At 70.1% G+C, this 17,014-nt stretch carries 17 protein-coding genes and 1 tRNA gene; 9 read left to right on the top strand and 9 right to left on the bottom strand.

Going from position 1 to position 17,014, the window contains the following annotated elements:
* Window positions 1-2 precede the first annotated feature (2 nt).
* Genes VED21_RS05385 through VED21_RS05370 form a run of 4 tightly spaced genes read left to right on the top strand, consistent with a single transcriptional unit; the run spans window position 3 to window position 5,427 of the window.
* Entirely contained in the window at window positions 3-302 is a 300-nt protein-coding gene (locus tag VED21_RS05385) for a succinate dehydrogenase assembly factor 2 (RefSeq protein ID WP_324881293.1), read from the top strand.
* Between the two features lie 40 nt (window positions 303-342).
* Window positions 343-3,957 (top strand): transcription-repair coupling factor, encoded by a 3,615-nt coding sequence (mfd, locus tag VED21_RS05380; RefSeq protein ID WP_324881292.1) that lies wholly within the window; start codon window positions 343-345, stop codon window positions 3,955-3,957.
* A gap of 1 nt (window position 3,958) precedes the next feature.
* On the top strand, window positions 3,959-4,897 hold the full coding sequence (locus tag VED21_RS05375) for an ACT domain-containing protein (RefSeq protein ID WP_324881291.1): 939 nt from the start codon (window positions 3,959-3,961) through the stop codon (window positions 4,895-4,897).
* Window positions 4,876-5,427: a GNAT family N-acetyltransferase gene (locus tag VED21_RS05370; RefSeq protein ID WP_324881290.1), complete on the top strand. Its 552-nt coding sequence runs from the start codon at window positions 4,876-4,878 to the stop codon at window positions 5,425-5,427. Before VED21_RS05375 ends, VED21_RS05370 begins: the two co-directional genes overlap by 22 nt.
* Before the next feature lie 103 nt (window positions 5,428-5,530).
* On the opposite strand, the gene VED21_RS05365 is transcribed toward VED21_RS05370, so the two are convergent.
* The 4 genes from VED21_RS05365 to VED21_RS05350 form a co-directional block, all read right to left on the bottom strand.
* Window positions 5,531-6,406: a hypothetical protein gene (locus tag VED21_RS05365; RefSeq protein WP_324881289.1), complete on the bottom strand. Its 876-nt coding sequence runs from the start codon at window positions 6,404-6,406 to the stop codon at window positions 5,531-5,533.
* A 117-nt stretch (window positions 6,407-6,523) separates the two neighbouring features.
* On the bottom strand, window positions 6,524-7,039 hold the full coding sequence (locus VED21_RS05360) for a 3'-5' exonuclease (protein WP_324881288.1): 516 nt from the start codon (window positions 7,037-7,039) through the stop codon (window positions 6,524-6,526).
* Between the two features lie 245 nt (window positions 7,040-7,284).
* Complete coding sequence (locus VED21_RS05355) at window positions 7,285-9,222, bottom strand: AI-2E family transporter (RefSeq protein ID WP_324881287.1); 1,938 nt, start codon at window positions 9,220-9,222, stop codon at window positions 7,285-7,287.
* A 75-nt stretch (window positions 9,223-9,297) separates the two neighbouring features.
* Window positions 9,298-9,942, bottom strand: a complete 645-nt coding sequence (locus VED21_RS05350; RefSeq protein WP_324881286.1) for a DsbA family oxidoreductase — start codon at window positions 9,940-9,942, stop codon at window positions 9,298-9,300.
* 132 nt (window positions 9,943-10,074) lie between these two features.
* On the opposite strand from VED21_RS05350, the gene VED21_RS05345 reads away from it, so the two are divergent.
* Window positions 10,075-10,521 carry a hypothetical protein gene (locus tag VED21_RS05345; RefSeq protein ID WP_324881285.1) on the top strand — a complete coding sequence of 149 codons (447 nt, stop codon included), beginning with the start codon at window positions 10,075-10,077 and terminating at the stop codon, window positions 10,519-10,521.
* Window positions 10,522-10,536: 15 nt separating this feature from the next.
* On the opposite strand, the gene VED21_RS05340 is transcribed toward VED21_RS05345, so the two are convergent.
* The 3 genes from VED21_RS05340 to VED21_RS05330 form a co-directional block, all read right to left on the bottom strand.
* Window positions 10,537-10,899 carry a hypothetical protein gene (locus VED21_RS05340; protein ID WP_324881284.1) on the bottom strand — a complete coding sequence of 121 codons (363 nt, stop codon included), beginning with the start codon at window positions 10,897-10,899 and terminating at the stop codon, window positions 10,537-10,539.
* A gap of 68 nt (window positions 10,900-10,967) precedes the next feature.
* A complete protein-coding gene (locus tag VED21_RS05335) occupies window positions 10,968-11,240 on the bottom strand; it encodes a hypothetical protein (RefSeq protein ID WP_324881283.1) in 273 nt (90 codons plus the stop codon).
* A gap of 71 nt (window positions 11,241-11,311) precedes the next feature.
* Window positions 11,312-12,298, bottom strand: a complete 987-nt coding sequence (locus VED21_RS05330) for a calcium-binding protein (RefSeq protein WP_324881282.1) — start codon at window positions 12,296-12,298, stop codon at window positions 11,312-11,314.
* A 146-nt stretch (window positions 12,299-12,444) separates the two neighbouring features.
* Between VED21_RS05330 and VED21_RS05325 the strand changes: the two genes are divergently transcribed.
* Window positions 12,445-12,621 (top strand): hypothetical protein, encoded by a 177-nt coding sequence (locus VED21_RS05325; RefSeq protein WP_324881281.1) that lies wholly within the window; start codon window positions 12,445-12,447, stop codon window positions 12,619-12,621.
* A gap of 58 nt (window positions 12,622-12,679) precedes the next feature.
* Here VED21_RS05325 and glnA read toward each other — a convergent pair whose 3' ends face one another.
* Together glnA and VED21_RS05315 are read right to left on the bottom strand one after the other, a co-directional pair.
* Window positions 12,680-14,089, bottom strand: coding sequence for a type I glutamate--ammonia ligase (gene glnA, locus VED21_RS05320; RefSeq protein ID WP_324881280.1), 1,410 nt, complete (start codon window positions 14,087-14,089; stop codon window positions 12,680-12,682).
* 247 nt (window positions 14,090-14,336) lie between these two features.
* Window positions 14,337-14,675: a P-II family nitrogen regulator gene (locus VED21_RS05315; protein ID WP_029008550.1), complete on the bottom strand. Its 339-nt coding sequence runs from the start codon at window positions 14,673-14,675 to the stop codon at window positions 14,337-14,339.
* Window positions 14,676-14,990: 315 nt separating this feature from the next.
* On the opposite strand from VED21_RS05315, the gene VED21_RS05310 reads away from it, so the two are divergent.
* The 3 genes from VED21_RS05310 to VED21_RS05300 form a co-directional block, all read left to right on the top strand.
* Window positions 14,991-15,066, top strand: a tRNA-His gene (locus VED21_RS05310).
* A 114-nt stretch (window positions 15,067-15,180) separates the two neighbouring features.
* Window positions 15,181-16,008 carry an HpcH/HpaI aldolase family protein gene (locus VED21_RS05305; protein WP_324881279.1) on the top strand — a complete coding sequence of 276 codons (828 nt, stop codon included), beginning with the start codon at window positions 15,181-15,183 and terminating at the stop codon, window positions 16,006-16,008.
* A gap of 141 nt (window positions 16,009-16,149) precedes the next feature.
* On the top strand, window positions 16,150-17,014 hold an 865-nt coding region (locus VED21_RS05300; RefSeq protein ID WP_324881278.1), incomplete at its 3' end, for an NAD(P)H-hydrate epimerase.

The raw sequence follows: 17,014 nt of genomic DNA, 5'->3' as shown, positions 1-17,014 counted from the left end.
TGATGACCGACAACGTCTCCGAATCCGTGGCCGATCCGCTGGCCGTGCGGCGCAAGCAGGTGAAGTTCCGCGCGTGGCATCGCGGCACGCGGGAGCTGGATTTCCTGATCGGCCGCTTCGCCGACCATCACGTCGACGCCATGACGGCGCCGCAGCTGGACCGCTTCCAGGGGCTGCTCGATCTGCCGGACGTGGACGTCTACAACTGGGTCATCGGTGCGCTGCCGGTGCCGGCGGAGCATGACCATGACGTCATGCGCCTGTTGATGGCGTTCCGCGACGACGAACGCTCGCGCGGCTGAGGCTCCGTCTTCTTCATCTTATTCTGACCCCGGTGGTGCCGTGATCAAGTTCGACCTGCAGCCCGGTCGTTCCGCCCGCCTGCTGATCGGCGGCGCGCCGGAAGGGCAAGACGCCCGCATCCTCGCCGAACTGGCCAAGCGCGCCGGGGCCTACGGCCTCGTGCACGTGGCGCTGGACGACGTGCGCACGGCGCGGCTGGCGGAGGCGCTGGCCTTCTTCGCGCCCGACGTGGAGGTGCTGGCGTTCCCGGCGTGGGACTGCCTGCCGTACGACCGCGTGTCGCCGAACGGCGAGATCGTGGCGCGGCGCATCGACACGCTGACCCGCCTGCTGGAGCGGCGGGAGGATGGGGCGGGGCCGCGCATCGTGCTGACCACCGTCAACGCGCTGCTGCAGAAGGTGCCGCCGCGCGCGGCGTTCCGGCACGCGACCTTCACGGCGAAGATCGGCGACCGGATCGACCTGGAGAAGCTGCAGCGCACGCTGACCAACAGCGGCTACACGCGGGCGCAGACGGTGCGCGAGCCGGGCGAGTTCGCCATCCGCGGCGGCATCGTCGACCTGTTCCCGCCGGGCACGGAGGAGCCGCTGCGCCTGGACCTGTTCGGCGACGAGCTGGACGGCGTGCGCGCCTTCGACCCCATGACCCAGCGCACGACGGAGAAGCGCGACGGGCTGGTGCTGAAGCCGGTGTCGGAGGTGTTTCTGGACGAGGCGGGGATCGCCCGCTTCCGCTCCGGCTATCGGGAGCTGTTCGGCGCGGTCACCGACGACGATCCGCTGTACGAGGGGATCTCGGCCGGGCGCAAGCACGGCGGCATGGAGCACTGGCTGCCGCTGTTCCACGACGGCATGGACACCCTGCTGGACTACGCGCCCAAGGCCATCGTCTCGCTGGACCATCAGGCGGAGGAGTCGCGCGACGCCCGCGTGACGCAGGTGGAGGATTTTTACCAAACGCGCGCGGCCATGGTGGCGGCCACCAAGAAGGCGGGTCAGCCGGCCTACAAGCCGATCCCCACGGGCATGCTGTTCCTCGACAAGAGCCAGTGGGACGCGCTGCTGCGCGAGCGGGCGGTGGCGCAGCTGCAGCCCTTCGCCACACCGCCGGGCATCATGGGCACGGCGGACGCCGGCGGGCGGCGCGGGCACGACTTCGCCGAGGAACGGGCGCGGCCGGACGTCAACGTGTTCGACGCGGTGAAGGCGCACATCCGCGCGCTGCGCGCGGACGGGCGCAAGGTGCTGGTGGCGGGGTACTCGGCAGGCTCGCGCGACCGGCTGATGAGCGTGCTGGCCGACCACGGCATCGACGGGCTGGAACCGGCGGAGACCATCGCCGACGTGCGCCGCTTCGACCGCCACGTCACCGGCATGGTGGTGCTGGGGATCGAGCACGGGTTCTCCGCCCCCGACATGGCGGTGATCACCGAACAGGACATCCTGGGCGACCGCATGGTCCGCCCGGCCAAGAAGAAGCGCAAGTCCGCCAACTTCATCGCCGAGCACACGGCGCTGAACGCCGGCGACCTGGTGGTGCACGTGGACCACGGCATCGGGCGCTACGACGGGCTGGAGACGCTGACGGTGTCCGGGGCGCCGCACGACTGCCTGCGCCTGATCTACGAGGGCGGCGACAAGCTGTACGTGCCGGTCGAGAACATCGAGGTGCTGTCGCGCTATGGCAGCGAGGACGCGGGCGCGCAGCTGGACAAGCTGGGCGGGGCCGGCTGGCAGGGGCGCAAGGCGCGCGTCAAGAAGCGCCTGAAGGACATGGCCGAGGCGCTCCTCAAGATCGCCGCCGAGCGCGAGCTGAAGCGGGCCGAGCCGGTGATGACGCCGGAGGGCGTGTACCAGGAGTTCGCGGCGCGCTTCCCCTATCCGGAGACGGACGACCAGCTGAAGGCGATCGAGGAGGTGTTCACCGACCTGTCGTCGGGCAAGCCGATGGACCGGCTGGTGTGCGGCGACGTGGGATTCGGCAAGACGGAGGTGGCGCTGCGCGCCGCCTTCATCGTCGCCATGTCGGGCCAGCAGGTGGCGGTGGTGGTGCCCACCACGCTGCTGGCGCGCCAGCACTTCAAGACGTTCACGACGCGCTTCGCCGGCCTGCCGATCCGCATCCAGCAGCTGTCGCGCATGGTGACGCCCAAGGAGCAGACCAAGATCAAGCAGGAGCTGGCCGAGGGCACGGTGGACATCGTCGTCGGCACCCACGCGCTGCTGGGCAAGGGCATCCAGTTCAAGCGCCTGGGCATGGTCATCGTGGACGAGGAGCAGCATTTCGGCGTGAAGCAGAAGGAGCGGCTGAAGGAGCTGCGCGCCGACGTGCACGTGCTGACGCTCACCGCCACGCCGATCCCGCGCACGCTGCAGATGGCGCTGGCCGGGGTGCGGGAGCTGTCGCTGATCGCCACACCTCCCGTCGATAGGCTGGCGGTGCGCACCTTCGTGCTGCCGTACGACCCCGTGGTGATCCGCGAGGCGATCCTGCGCGAGCACTACCGCGGCGGCCAGACCTTCTACGTCTGCCCGCGCGTCGAGGACCTGCCGAAGGTGGCGGAGCGGGTGCGGGAGCTGGTGCCGGAGGTGAAGATCGTCACCGCGCACGGCCAGATGCCGGCCAGCGAGCTGGAAGACGTGATGACCGCCTTCGACGAGGGCAAGTTCGAGGTGCTGCTGGCCACCAACATCATCGAGAGCGGCCTGGACATTCCGACGGCGAACACGATGATCGTGCACCGCGCCGACCTGTTCGGGCTGGCGCAGCTGTACCAGATCCGCGGGCGCGTCGGGCGGTCGAAGGTGCGCGGCTACGCCTACCTGACCTATGCGCCGAACAAGGCGCTGTCGACCACGGCGCAGCAGCGCCTGCACGTGATCGAGACGCTGGACAGCCTGGGTGCCGGCTTCCAGCTGGCCAGCCACGACATGGACATCCGCGGGGCCGGCAACCTGCTGGGCGAGGAGCAGTCGGGCCACGTGCGCGAGGTGGGCGTGGAGCTTTACCAGCACATGCTGGAGGAGGCGGTCGCCAACGCCCGCGCCGGCATCGGGCAGGAGGCCCCGGCCGCGGCCGAGGAATGGACGCCCACCATCAACCTGGGCAACGCCGTCCTGATCCCGGAGGAGTACGTCCCCGACCTCACCGTGCGCCTGTCGCTGTACCGACGCATCGCCGAGCTGGTGGACCGGGCGGAGATCGACGCCTTCGCGGCGGAACTGATCGACCGCTTCGGCAAGCTGCCGGCGGAGGTGGAGAACCTGCTGGACATCGTCACCATCAAGCAGCTGTGCCGGCAGGCCGGCGTGGACCGGGTGGACGCGGGGCCGAAGGGGGCGGTGCTGTCCTTCCACGGCAACACCTATGCCCGGCCGGACAAGCTGGTCGCCTACATCGCCAACCAGGGCGGGCTGATGAAGCTGCGCCCGGACCACAAGCTGGTCTACACGCGGGTGTGGGACGACGAGGCGCTGCGCGTCACCGGCGTCAAGCGCCTGATCAAGGCGCTGGCCGACATGGCGGCCGGCGGTGAGGTGCCGAAGGCGGAGGCCGTGCCGAAGCCGCCCGCCCCGCCGCCCCCGCCGCCGCGCCCCAACGCGCTGAAGGTCGGGTCGAAGTTCGGACGTTTCGTGCCGCCGGGCCGGCGCTGAGATGCCCCCGACGCTCGCGGAGCGCCTGCGCAAGGGTGACCGGCGCACCGTGGGCTCGGCGCCCGGCGTGGCGGAGTCCGTGCTGATGGACCCGGCGCAGATCCCCGAACTGGTGGACTGCCTGTTCGACGAACACGCCGGGGTGCGCATGCGCGCCGCCGACGCGCTGGAGCGCGTGTCGCGCACGCACGACCTGACGCCCTATGCCGAGCGGCTGCTGACCGAGGGGGCGGCGATCGAGCAGGCGGAGGTGCGCTGGCACCTGGCGCAGATCCTGCCCCGGCTGGCGCTGACCGAGCCGCAGCGCTGGCACGCGGCGTCGCTGATGGGCGCCTGGTTCCGCCGGGCGGAGAGCCGCATCGTCCGCACCTCCGCGCTGCAGGGCATGGTGGATCTGGCGGAACAGAACGCGCTGCTGCGCGACATGGCGGCGGACATGATCCGCGCCGCGCTGCGCTCCGGCATTCCGTCGCTGGCGGCGCGGGCGCGGCGGATCCTGAAGCCGGTGCAGGTGGACGCGGCGATGCTGGAGGCGGTGATGCTGCCGCCGGAGCCCGACCCGCTGGGCCTGACCCTGCTGCCCGACGCGCTGGCGGTGGCGCGGCCGGAAGCCGGGGAGGGCGTGCCGGCCTGGGTGGACTGGACCGACCCGCTGGTCAGCGTGACGCGCACGGCCGAGGAGCTGTCGGTGGTCTGCCCGGAACACCGCGTGCCGGATGACGTGCGGGCCGAACGCGGCTGGCGCGCGTTCAAGGTGGACGGGCCGCTGGACTTCGCGCTGACCGGCATCCTGGCCGGGCTGGCGGCGCCGCTGGCCGAGGCGGGGATCTCCATCTTCGCGCTGTCCACGTTCGACACCGACTATCTGCTCGTGCGCTCCGCCGACGTGGAGCGCGCGGTCACCATCCTGGAGAAGACATGCCGGATTCGGCGGGCGTGAGCCCCATACGGCCCGCCCGGCCGGACGACGCGGAGGCGATCGCCGAACTGGTGCGGCGCGCCTACGCGCGCTGGATCCCGGTCGCCGGGCCGGAGCCGCGCCCGCTGCCCGACGATTTCGCCGAGGCGATGGCCGACCACCCGGTGTGGGTGGCCGACGGGCCGGGCGGCGTGGAGGCGGTGCTGGAGCTGTTGCCGGCGCGCGACCATTTGCTGGTGGAGAACGTGGCGGTGGACCCGGACCGGCAGGGCTGCGGCCTGGGCCACCGGATGATGGGTTTCGCCGAGGCCGAGGCGCGCCGCCGGGGCCTGCCCGAGGTGCGGCTGTATACGGACGAGCGCTTCGCCGACAACGTGACCTTCTACGCGCGGCAAGGCTACCACGTGTTCGACCGCGCGGCGAACGGTGCGGCGCGGCTGGTGTTCATGGCGAAGCGGGTGACGGCTTGCCCTCCCTCCCTCGCCTCCGGCGGGGGAGGGAAGGGGCCCGCCGAAGGCGGGAAGGGTGGGGGCAACGGCCTTTGCGGGTGACAGGAGGACACTGATCCTCGGCAAGCAACTTGCCCCCACCCTCCCACGCTGCGCGTGGGTCCCTCCCTCCCCCGCCGGAGGCGGGGGAGGGGATTAAAAAACACTACGCCTTCACGTCGACGCCCTTGGTCGTGGCGGCGGCGTCCTTGGTGAAGTCGGGCAGGGGGACGGAGAGGTCGACCGTCATGCGGGTGACGCCGTCCGCACCCTTTTCCGGCTTGAAGGCGGCGAGGCCGTTCAGGCCGCCCTTTTCCATGATGCCGTTCAGCTTGTCGACGATGCCCTGGATCTCCTCGTCGCTGAAGCCGTTGGCCTTGACGATCATGCCCGTCGCCTTGCCGTCCACCGTGGTGCTGCTGCGGTCGAGGCTGAAGTCGAAGTTGCCGCCCTTGTCGAGCGAGGCCTGCAGGCGCTGGTCGTCCATCTCCATGTGCAGCTCCGACTTGCCGTAGGAGATGCGCACCGAGCGGTCGCCGTCCTGGATCACCAGCTCCATGCCGCGCGATTCGAGCGTCATGTTCATGCTGGACTGCTGGATGTCGAGCGCGACCTTGTTGAAGTCGAAGCCCTTCATCTGGTCCTGCATGTGCTTGCCGAAGCCGCCGAGGATGGCGTTCACGTCGTCGTCCGACATGCCGAAGCCGCCCAGCACCTTGCCCATGTCGCCCTTGATAAGGTCCATGGCCTTGGTGGTGGCCTCGCTGATCGCCTTGCTCATGGCCTGGACGCCGGCCATGATCCGCTCCGCCTCGCGGGCGCGGGCGAGCGACGGGTCGACCGCCTTCTTGCCGTTGATGCCGTCGAGCAGCGATTCCACGGACTGGCTGAGCGTGTAGGCGGGGTCCTGCTTGGCGGCCGGAGCCCCGGACGCGTCGGTTGCGGCCTTGTCGTCCGTCTTCTTGGCGGCGGCGGTGGACTTCGTGGTGGGGACGGTCGCGGCGGCAGCGCCGCCTAATCCGGCCAGCTCCGTGGTGCTCATTGGCGTACCCTCTCGTTCCGGTTGTTTGTGGAACCAGGATGCGCAGGCACGGTGTATCAAATCTTAAAATGCGGCGAAATAGATGGGCGGCAGGTGCGACGGATTGTTGCGTTTCGGTTACCGCGCGAACGGTTTCAGCGCCACGCCCTGACGCAGCGCCGCCAGCGCGATGCCGGCGCAGGCCTGGGCGTCGGACAGCGCGTCGTGGTGCTTCAGCGCGATGTTCAGGTGGCGGCAGACGTCCGGCAGCTTGGTCGGGTAGAGGTTCCAGACGGCGCGCGCGATGCGCACGGTGCAGGCGAAGGGCTTGGCCGGGTTCGGCAGGCCATAGGTGGCGCAGCAGGCGTTCAGCACGCCCTTGTCGAACGGCGCGTTGTGGGCGACCAGCAGCTCCGCCCGCGCCAGCAGCGGCGCCAGTTGCGGCCAGATCCCGGCGAAGTCCGGCTGCTCGCAGCAGTGCTTCCAAGTCAGGCCGTGGATGTGGGTGAAGAGGAAGGTGCGGCGCGGCGGCCGGATCAGCGCGGAGAGCTGGTCGACGATCCGCCCGCCCTCCACCAGCACCACGGCGACGGAACAGGCGCTGTCCCGCCCGTTGTCGGCGGTCTCGAAATCGATGGCGGCGAAGCAGGTCATGCCGCCGTTGTAGCGTGGCGGGCAGGGGTGGGGGAAGTGTCAGAGATGGGGAAGGGGGACGAAAGCCTGCTCGAAAACGCCACTGCGTTTCGTGCATTCACTCAAATGATTACGTCATGCCCGGCCTTGTGCTGGGCACCCACGCACTCCGACCAAGCCAAAGCACGTGGGTGCCCGGGACTGGGCCCGGGCATGACGAACTCTCTGACGGGAAAAGATCACTCCGGCGGCACGGGCATCCGTGTTCATCCATGTCCTTCGTTCTCGCGCAGCAGCGTCTCGTCCGCCTCGGCCTTCGCCTCCGCCACCTCCGGCCGCGCGGTGATGATGCCCAGTTCCTCCAGGTGCAGGACGGCGCCGGACAGGTTGGTGGCGACGCGGTCGGCGGCGGTCTCGGCCGTCGCGCGGTCGGGGGCGTCGGCTTCGGGATGGGCGCTCCACAGCCCGATCAGGACGGGCACGCGCGGGCCGAAGTGCATGCGCAGGCGGCGCACCATCCGGCGCGCGTGCGGCAGCGCCGACGGGTTGAGGTAGGAGATCACCACCGCCGCCACGCCGCCCGTGCCGAGGCTGGAGATCACCCGCGGGCTCACCGCGTCGCACGACACCACGGATGCCTCCACGCCGTTGCGGCGCAGCAGGTCGGCCAGCAGGCGGGCCGCCGCCTCGTCCAAATCGTTGCGGGCACCGACGCAGAGGATGGAGCCGGTGGTCTGCGGCGCCTCCCCGGCCGGTTCGCCCAGTTCGGACAGGGCATCGACCAGTTCGGCGAAGCCCTCGGCGACGCCGGTGCGGCGTTCGGGGTCCAGGGCGCCGCGCTGGCGATCCTGCTCGGCCAGCGACAGGGCGGGGAGCAGGACGCCGCCATAGAGTTCGGGGACGGTGCGTTCCTGAAGCAGTTCCTCGCACACCTCGGCGGCCTCGTCGGGGTCGCGGGCGAGCAGGCGCTGGTAGACCTTGGCCTCGTCCGGCAGCACCGGGCGGTCGCCGAACATGACGTCGAGGAAGCGCAGGCGCGGCACGTAGCGGCCGAGCACCACGAGGCAGACGGTGAGCGGCGTGGACAGCAGCAGCCCCACCGGCCCCCACAACGCCGTCCAGAACACCGCGGCGACGATGATGGCGACCGGCGACAGGCCGGTGGCCGAGCCGTACAGCCAGGGCTCCATCACGTTGTTGGAGAACAGCTCCACCACCACGAACAGCGCGATGGTGAGCAGCGGCAGCGTCCAGCCGGAATCGACGGCGAAGGACAGCAGGATCGGCATGCTGGCCGCGATCACCGGCCCCAGGAAGGGAACGAAGCGCAGCACCGTCGCCAGCATGCCCCACAAGAGCGGGTTCGGCACGCCCAGCAGCGCCAGCCCGATGCCGATCGGGATGGCATAGGTGACGTTCACCACCACCTGCATGAGCAGGTAGCGGCTGACGCGGCCGGCGGCGTCGTTCATCGCCTCCGTCGTGCGCGACAGGTCGCCGGAACCGGCGAGGCGGATGAGGCGGTCGCGCAGGTCCTCGCGCTGGAGCAGCATGAAGATGGTGAAGACCAGCACCATGCCGGTGGTCGCCAGCGGCCCGGCGAGCGGGCCCAGCACGCGCTGCACCATCTCCAGCGGCTTGGCCTCCGGTTCCTGCACCACCACCGGCACGGGCGGGGGCGGGGGCGGTGGCGCGGCGGCCGTGCCGCCGGGGGCGGTGCCGGCGGGCGGCGGCGGCTGGCCGTTCGGGCGTTCGATCTCCGTTCGCAGGTTGCGGAACATGTCGGTGGCGCGGCTGAGCACGCCGCCGCTGGTGGCGGCCGTCTGCTCCTGCACCGAACGGACCTTGTTGCGGATGTTGCGCTCGTACTGCGGCAGGTTGCCGGCGAGGTCGGCGACCTGGCTGCCGACCACCACGGCGAAGCCGCCGATGGCCGCGAACACCACCACCACGGCCAGCAGCACCGACGGGATGCGGCCGAGACGAAGACGCTGCAGCCGCGACACCACCGGCGTCAGCACGAAGGCGAGCAGCACCGCCAGCGCCAGCGGCACCAGCAGGTCGCGCCCGAAGTAGAGCGCCACCACCGCGACGGTCAGCACGATCAGCGTCGTCTGGGCGGAGGCCGGCGCGGGCGCCGGCGGCACCGGAATGGGCCGCGCCTGGAGCAGGGACGCGGTGGAGCCGTGCGGGGCTGGGGGCATGGGGGCGGCCTTTTCCGGTTGCGCCCATGCCAGAACACCCCCGCGGCAAGTGGGGTTCCGGGTTTGGTCCGCCGTCTACAGTGCGGCGGTGGCGTATTCGTCCAGCGAGAGGTCGAGGAGGGGGAGGAAGCTGGTCGGCTCCTGCGCGCCGGACAGGGCGTAGCGCCGGTCGAAGATGTAGCAGGGGACCGCCTGCAGGCCGAGCTGCCGGGCCAGCTTGTCGGCCGACTGCACGGCGGTGGATTCGGCGTCGGAGGCCAGAAGCGCCTTCATTTCGTGGGCGTCGAAGCCGACGGCGGCGGCGGTGGCGGCCAGCGTGTCGCGGTCGCCGATGTCCAGCCCGTCGGCGAAATAGACGCGGAACAGCGCGTCCGCCATGGCGTCGCCCAGGCCATAGCGCGCGGCGATGCGGATGGAGCGGTGGGCGTCCAGCGTGTTGGGCGTGCGGCGGATGCGGTCGAGATAAAGCGGCAGGCCGTCGCGCTCCGCCGTTTCCTCCACCACCGCGTAGATCTGCCGCGCCCGCTCCGGCCCGCCGAACTTGGCCGACAGGTAGGCGTCGCGCTCCATGCCGGCGCGCGGCATGTCGGGGTTCAGCTGGAAGGGCTGCCAGCGCATCTCCGGCCGCACGCGGGGCCGTTCGGCCAAGGCCCGCATCAGACGGTGCTTGCCGATGTAGCACCAGGGGCAGATCAGGTCGGCGAAGGTCTCGATCAGCATGGCGCACACTATCGGGCAATCGGGCGGGCGGGGCAACGGTACGCACGGCGGATGCCGGGGAGGGGGAGGGCGGACAACGCTTTATTAACCGTTCGGGACGACAGTCGAGGCCGGTGGTGGAGGCCGGATCCGATGAGCGATTCCTACGTCGATGGCAAGGTGCGCGAGGCGCTGACGGCGGCCAAGGGCAGCCGGACGGTGGCGCAGCAGATGCTGATGGCCTGGGCGGTGCAGGACGAGCGCCTGCTGCTGGGCATGGCGCAGCCCTTCCTGAAGGCGATCGCCGCCGCCGCCATCGAACGCGTCGGTCGCGGCGCCGGCGCCACCCCGGCGCGTGCCCCGCAGCCCGGCCGGCCCAGCGGCCAGGGGAGCGCGCCGCGCGCCATGTCGCGCGAGGCGCTGGAGCGCGTGCTGAGCCGGATGGGCGAGGAACCCGCGGCGCCGGCCCGGCCGGCGGCGTCGCCCGCGCGGCCCGCCGCCCCGGCGCAGGCGCCGGCCGCCCAGGGCGGGCAGGGCGTCAACCACGAGAAGTCGATGATGGCCATCGCGAAGGCGTTCGCCGCCAAGAAGATGGGGTGAGCCGTTATCATCGGCTCAGTCGAACCAGCCCTTTTCCTGGATCGGCTTGCGCACCGGCGGCGGGCTGGCCAGCGCGGTGTGGCCGTTCTTGTAGGGGTCGGGGATGTAGTGGCAGTTGACGTCGGCCAGCGTGCGGTAGCAGTAGACGTTGGAGCGGTCGACGACGACGCGTTCCGGGCAGTACTGCCCGCTCTCCTCCAGGCTGAGGATCGAGCAGTCGCGGCCGGTGACGCCGGATACGACGTGGTCGCCCAGCGTCTTCTTCGTGGTGTTCAGCGAGCCGAAGTCGGCGGCGGTGGTGGCGACGCCCAGCGGCCAGCAGGCCGACAGCGCCGGCGCCGTCAGCAGGACCAGGACCATCGCGCGCAACGACCTCATGGCGGCCACCGTTCCTCTCCCCTCCACGGCGCCATTGCACGCCGGGGCGGTTAACAACGGGTGAATGATCAGCGCAGCAGGATGCAACTGCGGCCGCGGCACTGCACCAGCACGAAGGCGTCCTTGTTTTCCGAGCAGTTGATCTTGAACACCACGTCGTTCTGGCGGCCGGGGCCGTAGCGCATCACCTCGACCTTGGTGGGCGTGCAGTTGCCGGCGCGCGCCGCCTCCTTGGCTTCGGCCTGGCCGCTCGACACGGTGGCAGCGGCGGCCGGGGGGGCGGCCGGGGCGGCGGACAGGAGCAGCGCCAGGACGGCGAGGGGGAACGGCGGCGGGCGCATGGACGGGACACGGGCGACGGTTGCGGGGCGGCCGAGTATGCCACGGCGCGCCCCGCGGTTGCGCGTCGATTTCAGCCCAGCGTGGCGAACCAGTCGGCCAGCACCTGGCTGTCGCTGACGCCCGCCAGGGTGACGGTGTTGCCGCCGCCGAAATCGATCACCGTGCCGCCCTCGGCCGAGCGGATGGTGTAGGTGGTGCCGGGCGCCACGGCGATCCGGTCGCCGTGCCCGAAGTTGAAGTTGTAGACGGTGTCCTGGCCGAAGGTGCCGGTGAACACGAAGCTGTCGGCGCCGGTGCCGCCGTCCAGCGAATCGTTGCCGTCGCCGCCCGACAGCGTGTCGTCGCCCAGGTTGCCGACCACGCTGTCGTCGCCGGTGCCGCCGGCCACCTCGTCGTTGCCCTGGCCGCCGAACAGCGTGTCGCTGCCGTCGCCGCCGTTCAGCGTGTCGCTGCCCAGGTTGCCGTACAGGTCGTCGGCGCCGATGCCGCCATCGATGCCGTCGCCGTCCTGGCCGCCGAACAGGGTGTCGCTGTCCTGCCCGCCGTAGAGCGTGTCGCTGCCGATGTTGCCGTACAGCTCGTCGCCGCCCTGGCCGCCGTAGAGCGTGTCGTTGCCCAGGCCCCCCGACAGGGTGTCGTCGCCGATGTCGCCGTCGACCTCGTCGTCGTCCTCGCCGGCGTCCAGGGTGTCGTTGCCCTCGCCGCCGTACATGGTGTCGCGCCCGCCGCCGCCGAAGGCGCGGTCGTTGCCCAGGTTGAAGTGCAGCACCTGGTGGCCGTTGTCGCCGGCGTAGTCGTCGTCGCCGTCCGATCCCTTGTGGTCGCGCACGCGGATGTGCATGACCTGGCTGTTGACGGTGATCTTGACGTCGTATTCGGTGTCCGGGGTGGCGGTGGTGGCGTCGTCGGTCTTGCCCTTGCCGCTGTTGTCGCTGCCGTTGTTGCCGTTGCCGCCGCCGTTGTTCTCCTTGTCGTTCTTCGCCGCCGCGCGGGCGAAGGACGGCGGCGGCGACGCCGCCTGTTCCGACAGGATGAGATCGTCAAGGACGCTGGACATGCTCGCCTCTTTTGTTGGCTGGTCTTGTTTGGTTGGCGGCACTGTCGCGCTTAATTACTTAGAAGGCAAATATTTTATACATTAAGTACTTTGTCGGCGGATTGCTTTGAATTTCGAACCAGTTTTGCGTGTGAAGGGAGGACGGAATGAGCGCGGAGGACAGGGCGCGGCGCCGGGCCGGCGTGGCGGAGGTGCGGGCGCTGGCCGGGCAGGGGCTGGCGGCGGCGGAGATCGCCCGGCGCCTGGGCATCGGCGAGGCGGACGTCTGGCGCCTGCTTCAGGCCGGCGACTGCATGGGCCGGGCGAAGGACGAGGAGGAGTAAACGAAAAGGGCCGCCCCGAGGGGCGGCCCTTCGCGTCCGACAACCGGAAACCGGCCGATCAGACCGAGTAGTACATCTTGTACTCGATCGGGTGCGGCATGGTCTCGAAGGCCATCATCTCTTCCGTGCGCAGCTCGATGTAGGCCTCGATCATGTCCTTGGTGAACACATCGCCCTTCATCAGGAAGCCGGCGTCGGCGCGCAGGCTGTCCAGCGCCTCGCGCAGCGAGCCGCAGACGGTCGGAACCTTGGCCAGCTCCTCCGGCGGGAGGTCGTACAGGTTCTTGTCCATCGCGTCGCCCGGATGGATCTTGTTCTGGATGCCGTCCAGACCGGCCATCAGCATGGCGGCGAACGCCAGGTACGGGTTGGCCGACGGATCCGGGAAGCGGACCTCGACGCGCTTGCCCTTCGGGCTCGCCACGTACGGGATGCGGCAGGACGCCGAGCGGTTGCGGGCCGAGTAGGCCAGCAGCACCGGGGCCTCATAGCCCGGGACCAGACGCTTGTAGCTGTTGGTCGACGGGTTGGTGAAGGCGTTCAGCGCCTTGGCGTGCTTGATGATGCCGCCGATGTAGTACAGCGCCAGCTCCGACAGGTCGGCGTAGCCCGAGCCCGCGAACAGCGGCTGGCCTTCCTTCCAGATCGACTGGTGGCAGTGCATGCCCGAGCCGTTGTCGCCGTACACCGGCTTCGGCATGAAGGTGGCCGACTTGCCGTAGGCGTGGGCGACGTTGTGCACCACGTACTTGTAGTACTGCATGTTGTCGCCGGTGCGGACCAGCGTGTCGAACTTGATGCCCAGCTCGTGCTGGGCGGCGGCCACCTCGTGGTGGTGCTTCTCGACCGGCACGCCCATCTCGGCCAGCACGCTCAGCATCTCGGCGCGCAGGTCGTTGCCGCTGTCGATCGGCGCGACCGGGAAGTAGCCGCCCTTGATGCCCGGACGGTGACCCAGGTTGCCGTCCTCATAGGCGCGGTCCGAGTTGTAGTGACCTTCCTCGGAGTCGATCTGGTAGGAGACCTTGTTCATCTCGACCGTGAACTTCACGTCGTCGAAGACGAAGAACTCGGCTTCCGGACCGAAGTAGACGGTGTCGCCGATGCCGGCCGACGCGGTGTAGCGCTCGGCGGCCTTGGCGATCGAGCGCGGGCAGCGGCCGTACGGCTGGCCGGTCGACGGCTCGTACACGTCGCACAGGATGTTCAGCGTCGGCTGGGCGGCGAACGGGTCCATGACGGCCGTCGCCGGGTCCAGCTTCAGGATCATGTCCGACTCGTTGATCGCCTTCCAGCCGGCGATCGACGAACCGTCGAACATGATGCCGTCCTCGAAGACGTCCTCGTCGATCGTCGAGATATGCTGCGCCGTGTGGTGCAGCTTGCCGCGCGGATCGGTGAAGCGGAGGTCCACGTACTTGACGTCGTGCTCCTTGATCAGGTCGAAGACCTTGCTGATGTCGGACATGTCTTGGTTTTCCACGCTTTTGAGGTTGGGTCCCGCTGCGTCGGTGCCGGCCTTCGGAAGGGCGGGTGCGGCGCGTGCGGCGGTGTTATGTCACGCCTTTTCCGTTCGCACAACGCACCCGCGACGATCGGCCTAGGACCGGGGGCGCGGACGCACGGATGTCACCGGTGCGCGACCGGTGTTCCGTGGTGCCGGGGAGTGCAGCGGCAAGGCGCATGATGTGGGCGGTAAGATGCTGTGGCTGCGGCTAGATCGCGTCGGCGCCCTTTTCGCCGGTGCGGATCCGGATCACTTCCTCCACGGGAGTGACGAAGATCTTGCCGTCGCCGATCCGGCCGGTGTGGGCCGCCTGCTGGATCGCCTCGATCGCGCGTTCCACCAGGGAGTCCTCCATCACCACCTCGATCTTCACCTTCGGCAGGAAGTCGACGACGTATTCCGCGCCGCGGTACAGCTCGGTATGGCCCTTCTGACGGCCGAAGCCCTTGGCTTCGGTGACGGTAATTCCCTTGATGCCGACCTCGTGAAGCGCCTCCTTCACTTCGTCGAGCTTGAACGGCTTGATGATGGCTTCGATCTTCTTCATGGGTCTCTCGTTTACGAGGTGCCAACGCCGGCAGGCACCGTCCGCGCACCGCCGACGCCGCTTGGTTAGCACGGATCGTGCCAGCGGCGCGGGGATTGATCGAACGGGGTGCGTCACCACCGGACGCGCGGCATCTGCCGCTCCCGGCGGCATCCTGCTGCCGCTCAATGCGGCGGAGTGAACATTATTTGTGCAGACGACGCAAGCGGCCGTGTGTTTCCGGCGGAAAAACGGGCGTCTGGAAAAATCGCCGCATCATCCCAATCTTCCGCTTGACCTGGGGGCGGGCTCTGGCCTAGAAACCCGCCCACGGCGGCGGTGGTAGCTCAGTTGGTAGAGCCCTCGGTTGTGGTCCGAGTGGTCGTGGGTTCGAATCCCATCCATCGCCCCATTCCCCCTTCCATATAGTGTCCGTCATAGGCCGCGTTTCACGCGGCGGCGCCCGGCGGAAACCCGTATAGTTCGGTTCGACCGGACTGATCCGGGGAGGATGGGGAGGACGCGCATGTTCCGCGAAAACACCCTGAAGCGCACGCTGGCCGCCGGACGGCCGGCGCTCGGCTGCTGGCTCAACATGGCCAGCCCGGTCGCCGCCGAGATCATCGGCCTGGCCGGATTCGACTTCGTCGTCATCGACCATGAACACGGACCCGGCACGCTGGCCGACGGGCTGGCCCTTCTGCAGGCCGTGTCCGGCACCGGCGCCACGGCGCTGATGCGCGTGCCGGCCAACGATCCCGTCTACGTCAAGCGCGCCCTCGACCTCGGAGTCGAGGGGCTGATGTTCCCCAACATCAACTCGGCCGAAGAGGCGCGGGCGGCGGTGGCCGCCTGCCACTACCCGCCGCGCGGCGCGCGCGGCGCCGCCTACGCGCTGGCGCGCGGGGCCGATTATGGCCTGTGCGGCGAGCGCTACCGCGACACCTGCAGCGACGAGTTGGTGGTCGTCTGCCAGATCGAGACGGTGGCGGCGGTGGATGCGATTCCCGAGATCGCGGCGGTGCCGGGCGTGGATTCGCTGTTCGTCGGGCCGTACGACCTGTCCGCCGACTTCGGGCGGATCGGGCGGTTCGACGACCCGGAGGTGCTGGCCCTGCTGGACCGGGCCGAGCAGGCGATCCTCGCCAGCGGCAGCACCTACGGCACCATCCCGGTGAAGGGCCGGCCGACGGACATGCTGGTCGAGCGCGGCGCCCGCCTGATCGTCGCCGGCGGCGACGTCGGATTCGTGCGCAACGGCGCGCGGGCGATGGTGGAGGACTTCCGCGCGGTGCGGGAGAAGCGTGTGGGCGGGAGCCAAGAAGGATCCCAAGAAGGATCCCAGGAAGGATAGTGAGACACGGATGAACACGGATCCGGCACGGATGAACACGGATAGGGATTGATCAAAGCCCGTGTTCATCCGTGGCCGGCGCTGGCCGGCATCCGTGTTCATCCGTGTCTCCAAAAACGCATGCAACGCGAGGAACCCAGCATGGACGCCGGGCATGAACTGTTGAGCGTCGCCGGGATGTACCGGGCGGATTCGCTGGCCATGGCGGCCGGGGTGGCGGGGCCGGTGCTGATGGAGAACGCCGGGGCGGCCATCGCGCGGGAGATCCGGGCGCGCTGGGCGCCGCGGCCCGCCGTGGTGCTGTGCGGGCCGGGCAACAACGGCGGCGACGGGTTCGTGGTGGCGCGGCTGCTGCAGGAGGCCGGGTGGCCGGTGCGGCTGGCGCTGCTCGGCTCCTACACGGCGTTGCGCGGCGACGCGGCCCAGGCGGCGCAGCGCTGGACCGGGCCGGTGGAGGCGCCGGACCCGGCGCTGCTGGACGGTGACCCGCTGGTGGTGGACGCGCTGTTCGGCGCCGGTTTGGCCCGGCCGCTGGAGGGCATGGCGCGCACGCTGGTGGACGCCATGGCGGGGCGGACCGTCGTGGCGGTGGACGTGCCGAGCGGCGTGCACGGCGACAGCGGCGCCATCCTGGGCGCGGCACCGCAGGTGGCGCTGACCGTCACCTTCTTCCGGGCCAAGCCGGGGCACCGGCTGCTGCCGGGGCGGCTGCGCTGCGGCGAGACGGTGGTGGCCGACATCGGCATTCCGCCCGCCGTGCTGGACGACATCCGGCCGCGGCAGTGGGAGAACGGGCCGGCGCTGTGGCTGGGCCATTATCCCTGGCCGCGCGCCGACGCGCACAAGTACGCGCGCGGCCACGCCGTGGTGGCGGGGGGCGGGCGCATGACCGGCGCCGGCCGGCTGGCGGCGCGGGCGGCGTTGCGCGCGGGCGCCGGGCTGGTCACCGTCGCCTGCCCGCCGGAGGCCTTCGCCGTGTACGCGGCGTCCTCGCCCAGCGTGATCG

The organism is Azospirillum sp., from assembly GCF_035627195.1.
Taxonomy (GTDB): Bacteria; Pseudomonadota; Alphaproteobacteria; order Azospirillales; family Azospirillaceae; genus Azospirillum.
The sequence above is the reverse complement of the archived record's forward strand: the minus strand, read 5'-3'. Positions and strand labels throughout refer to the sequence as shown.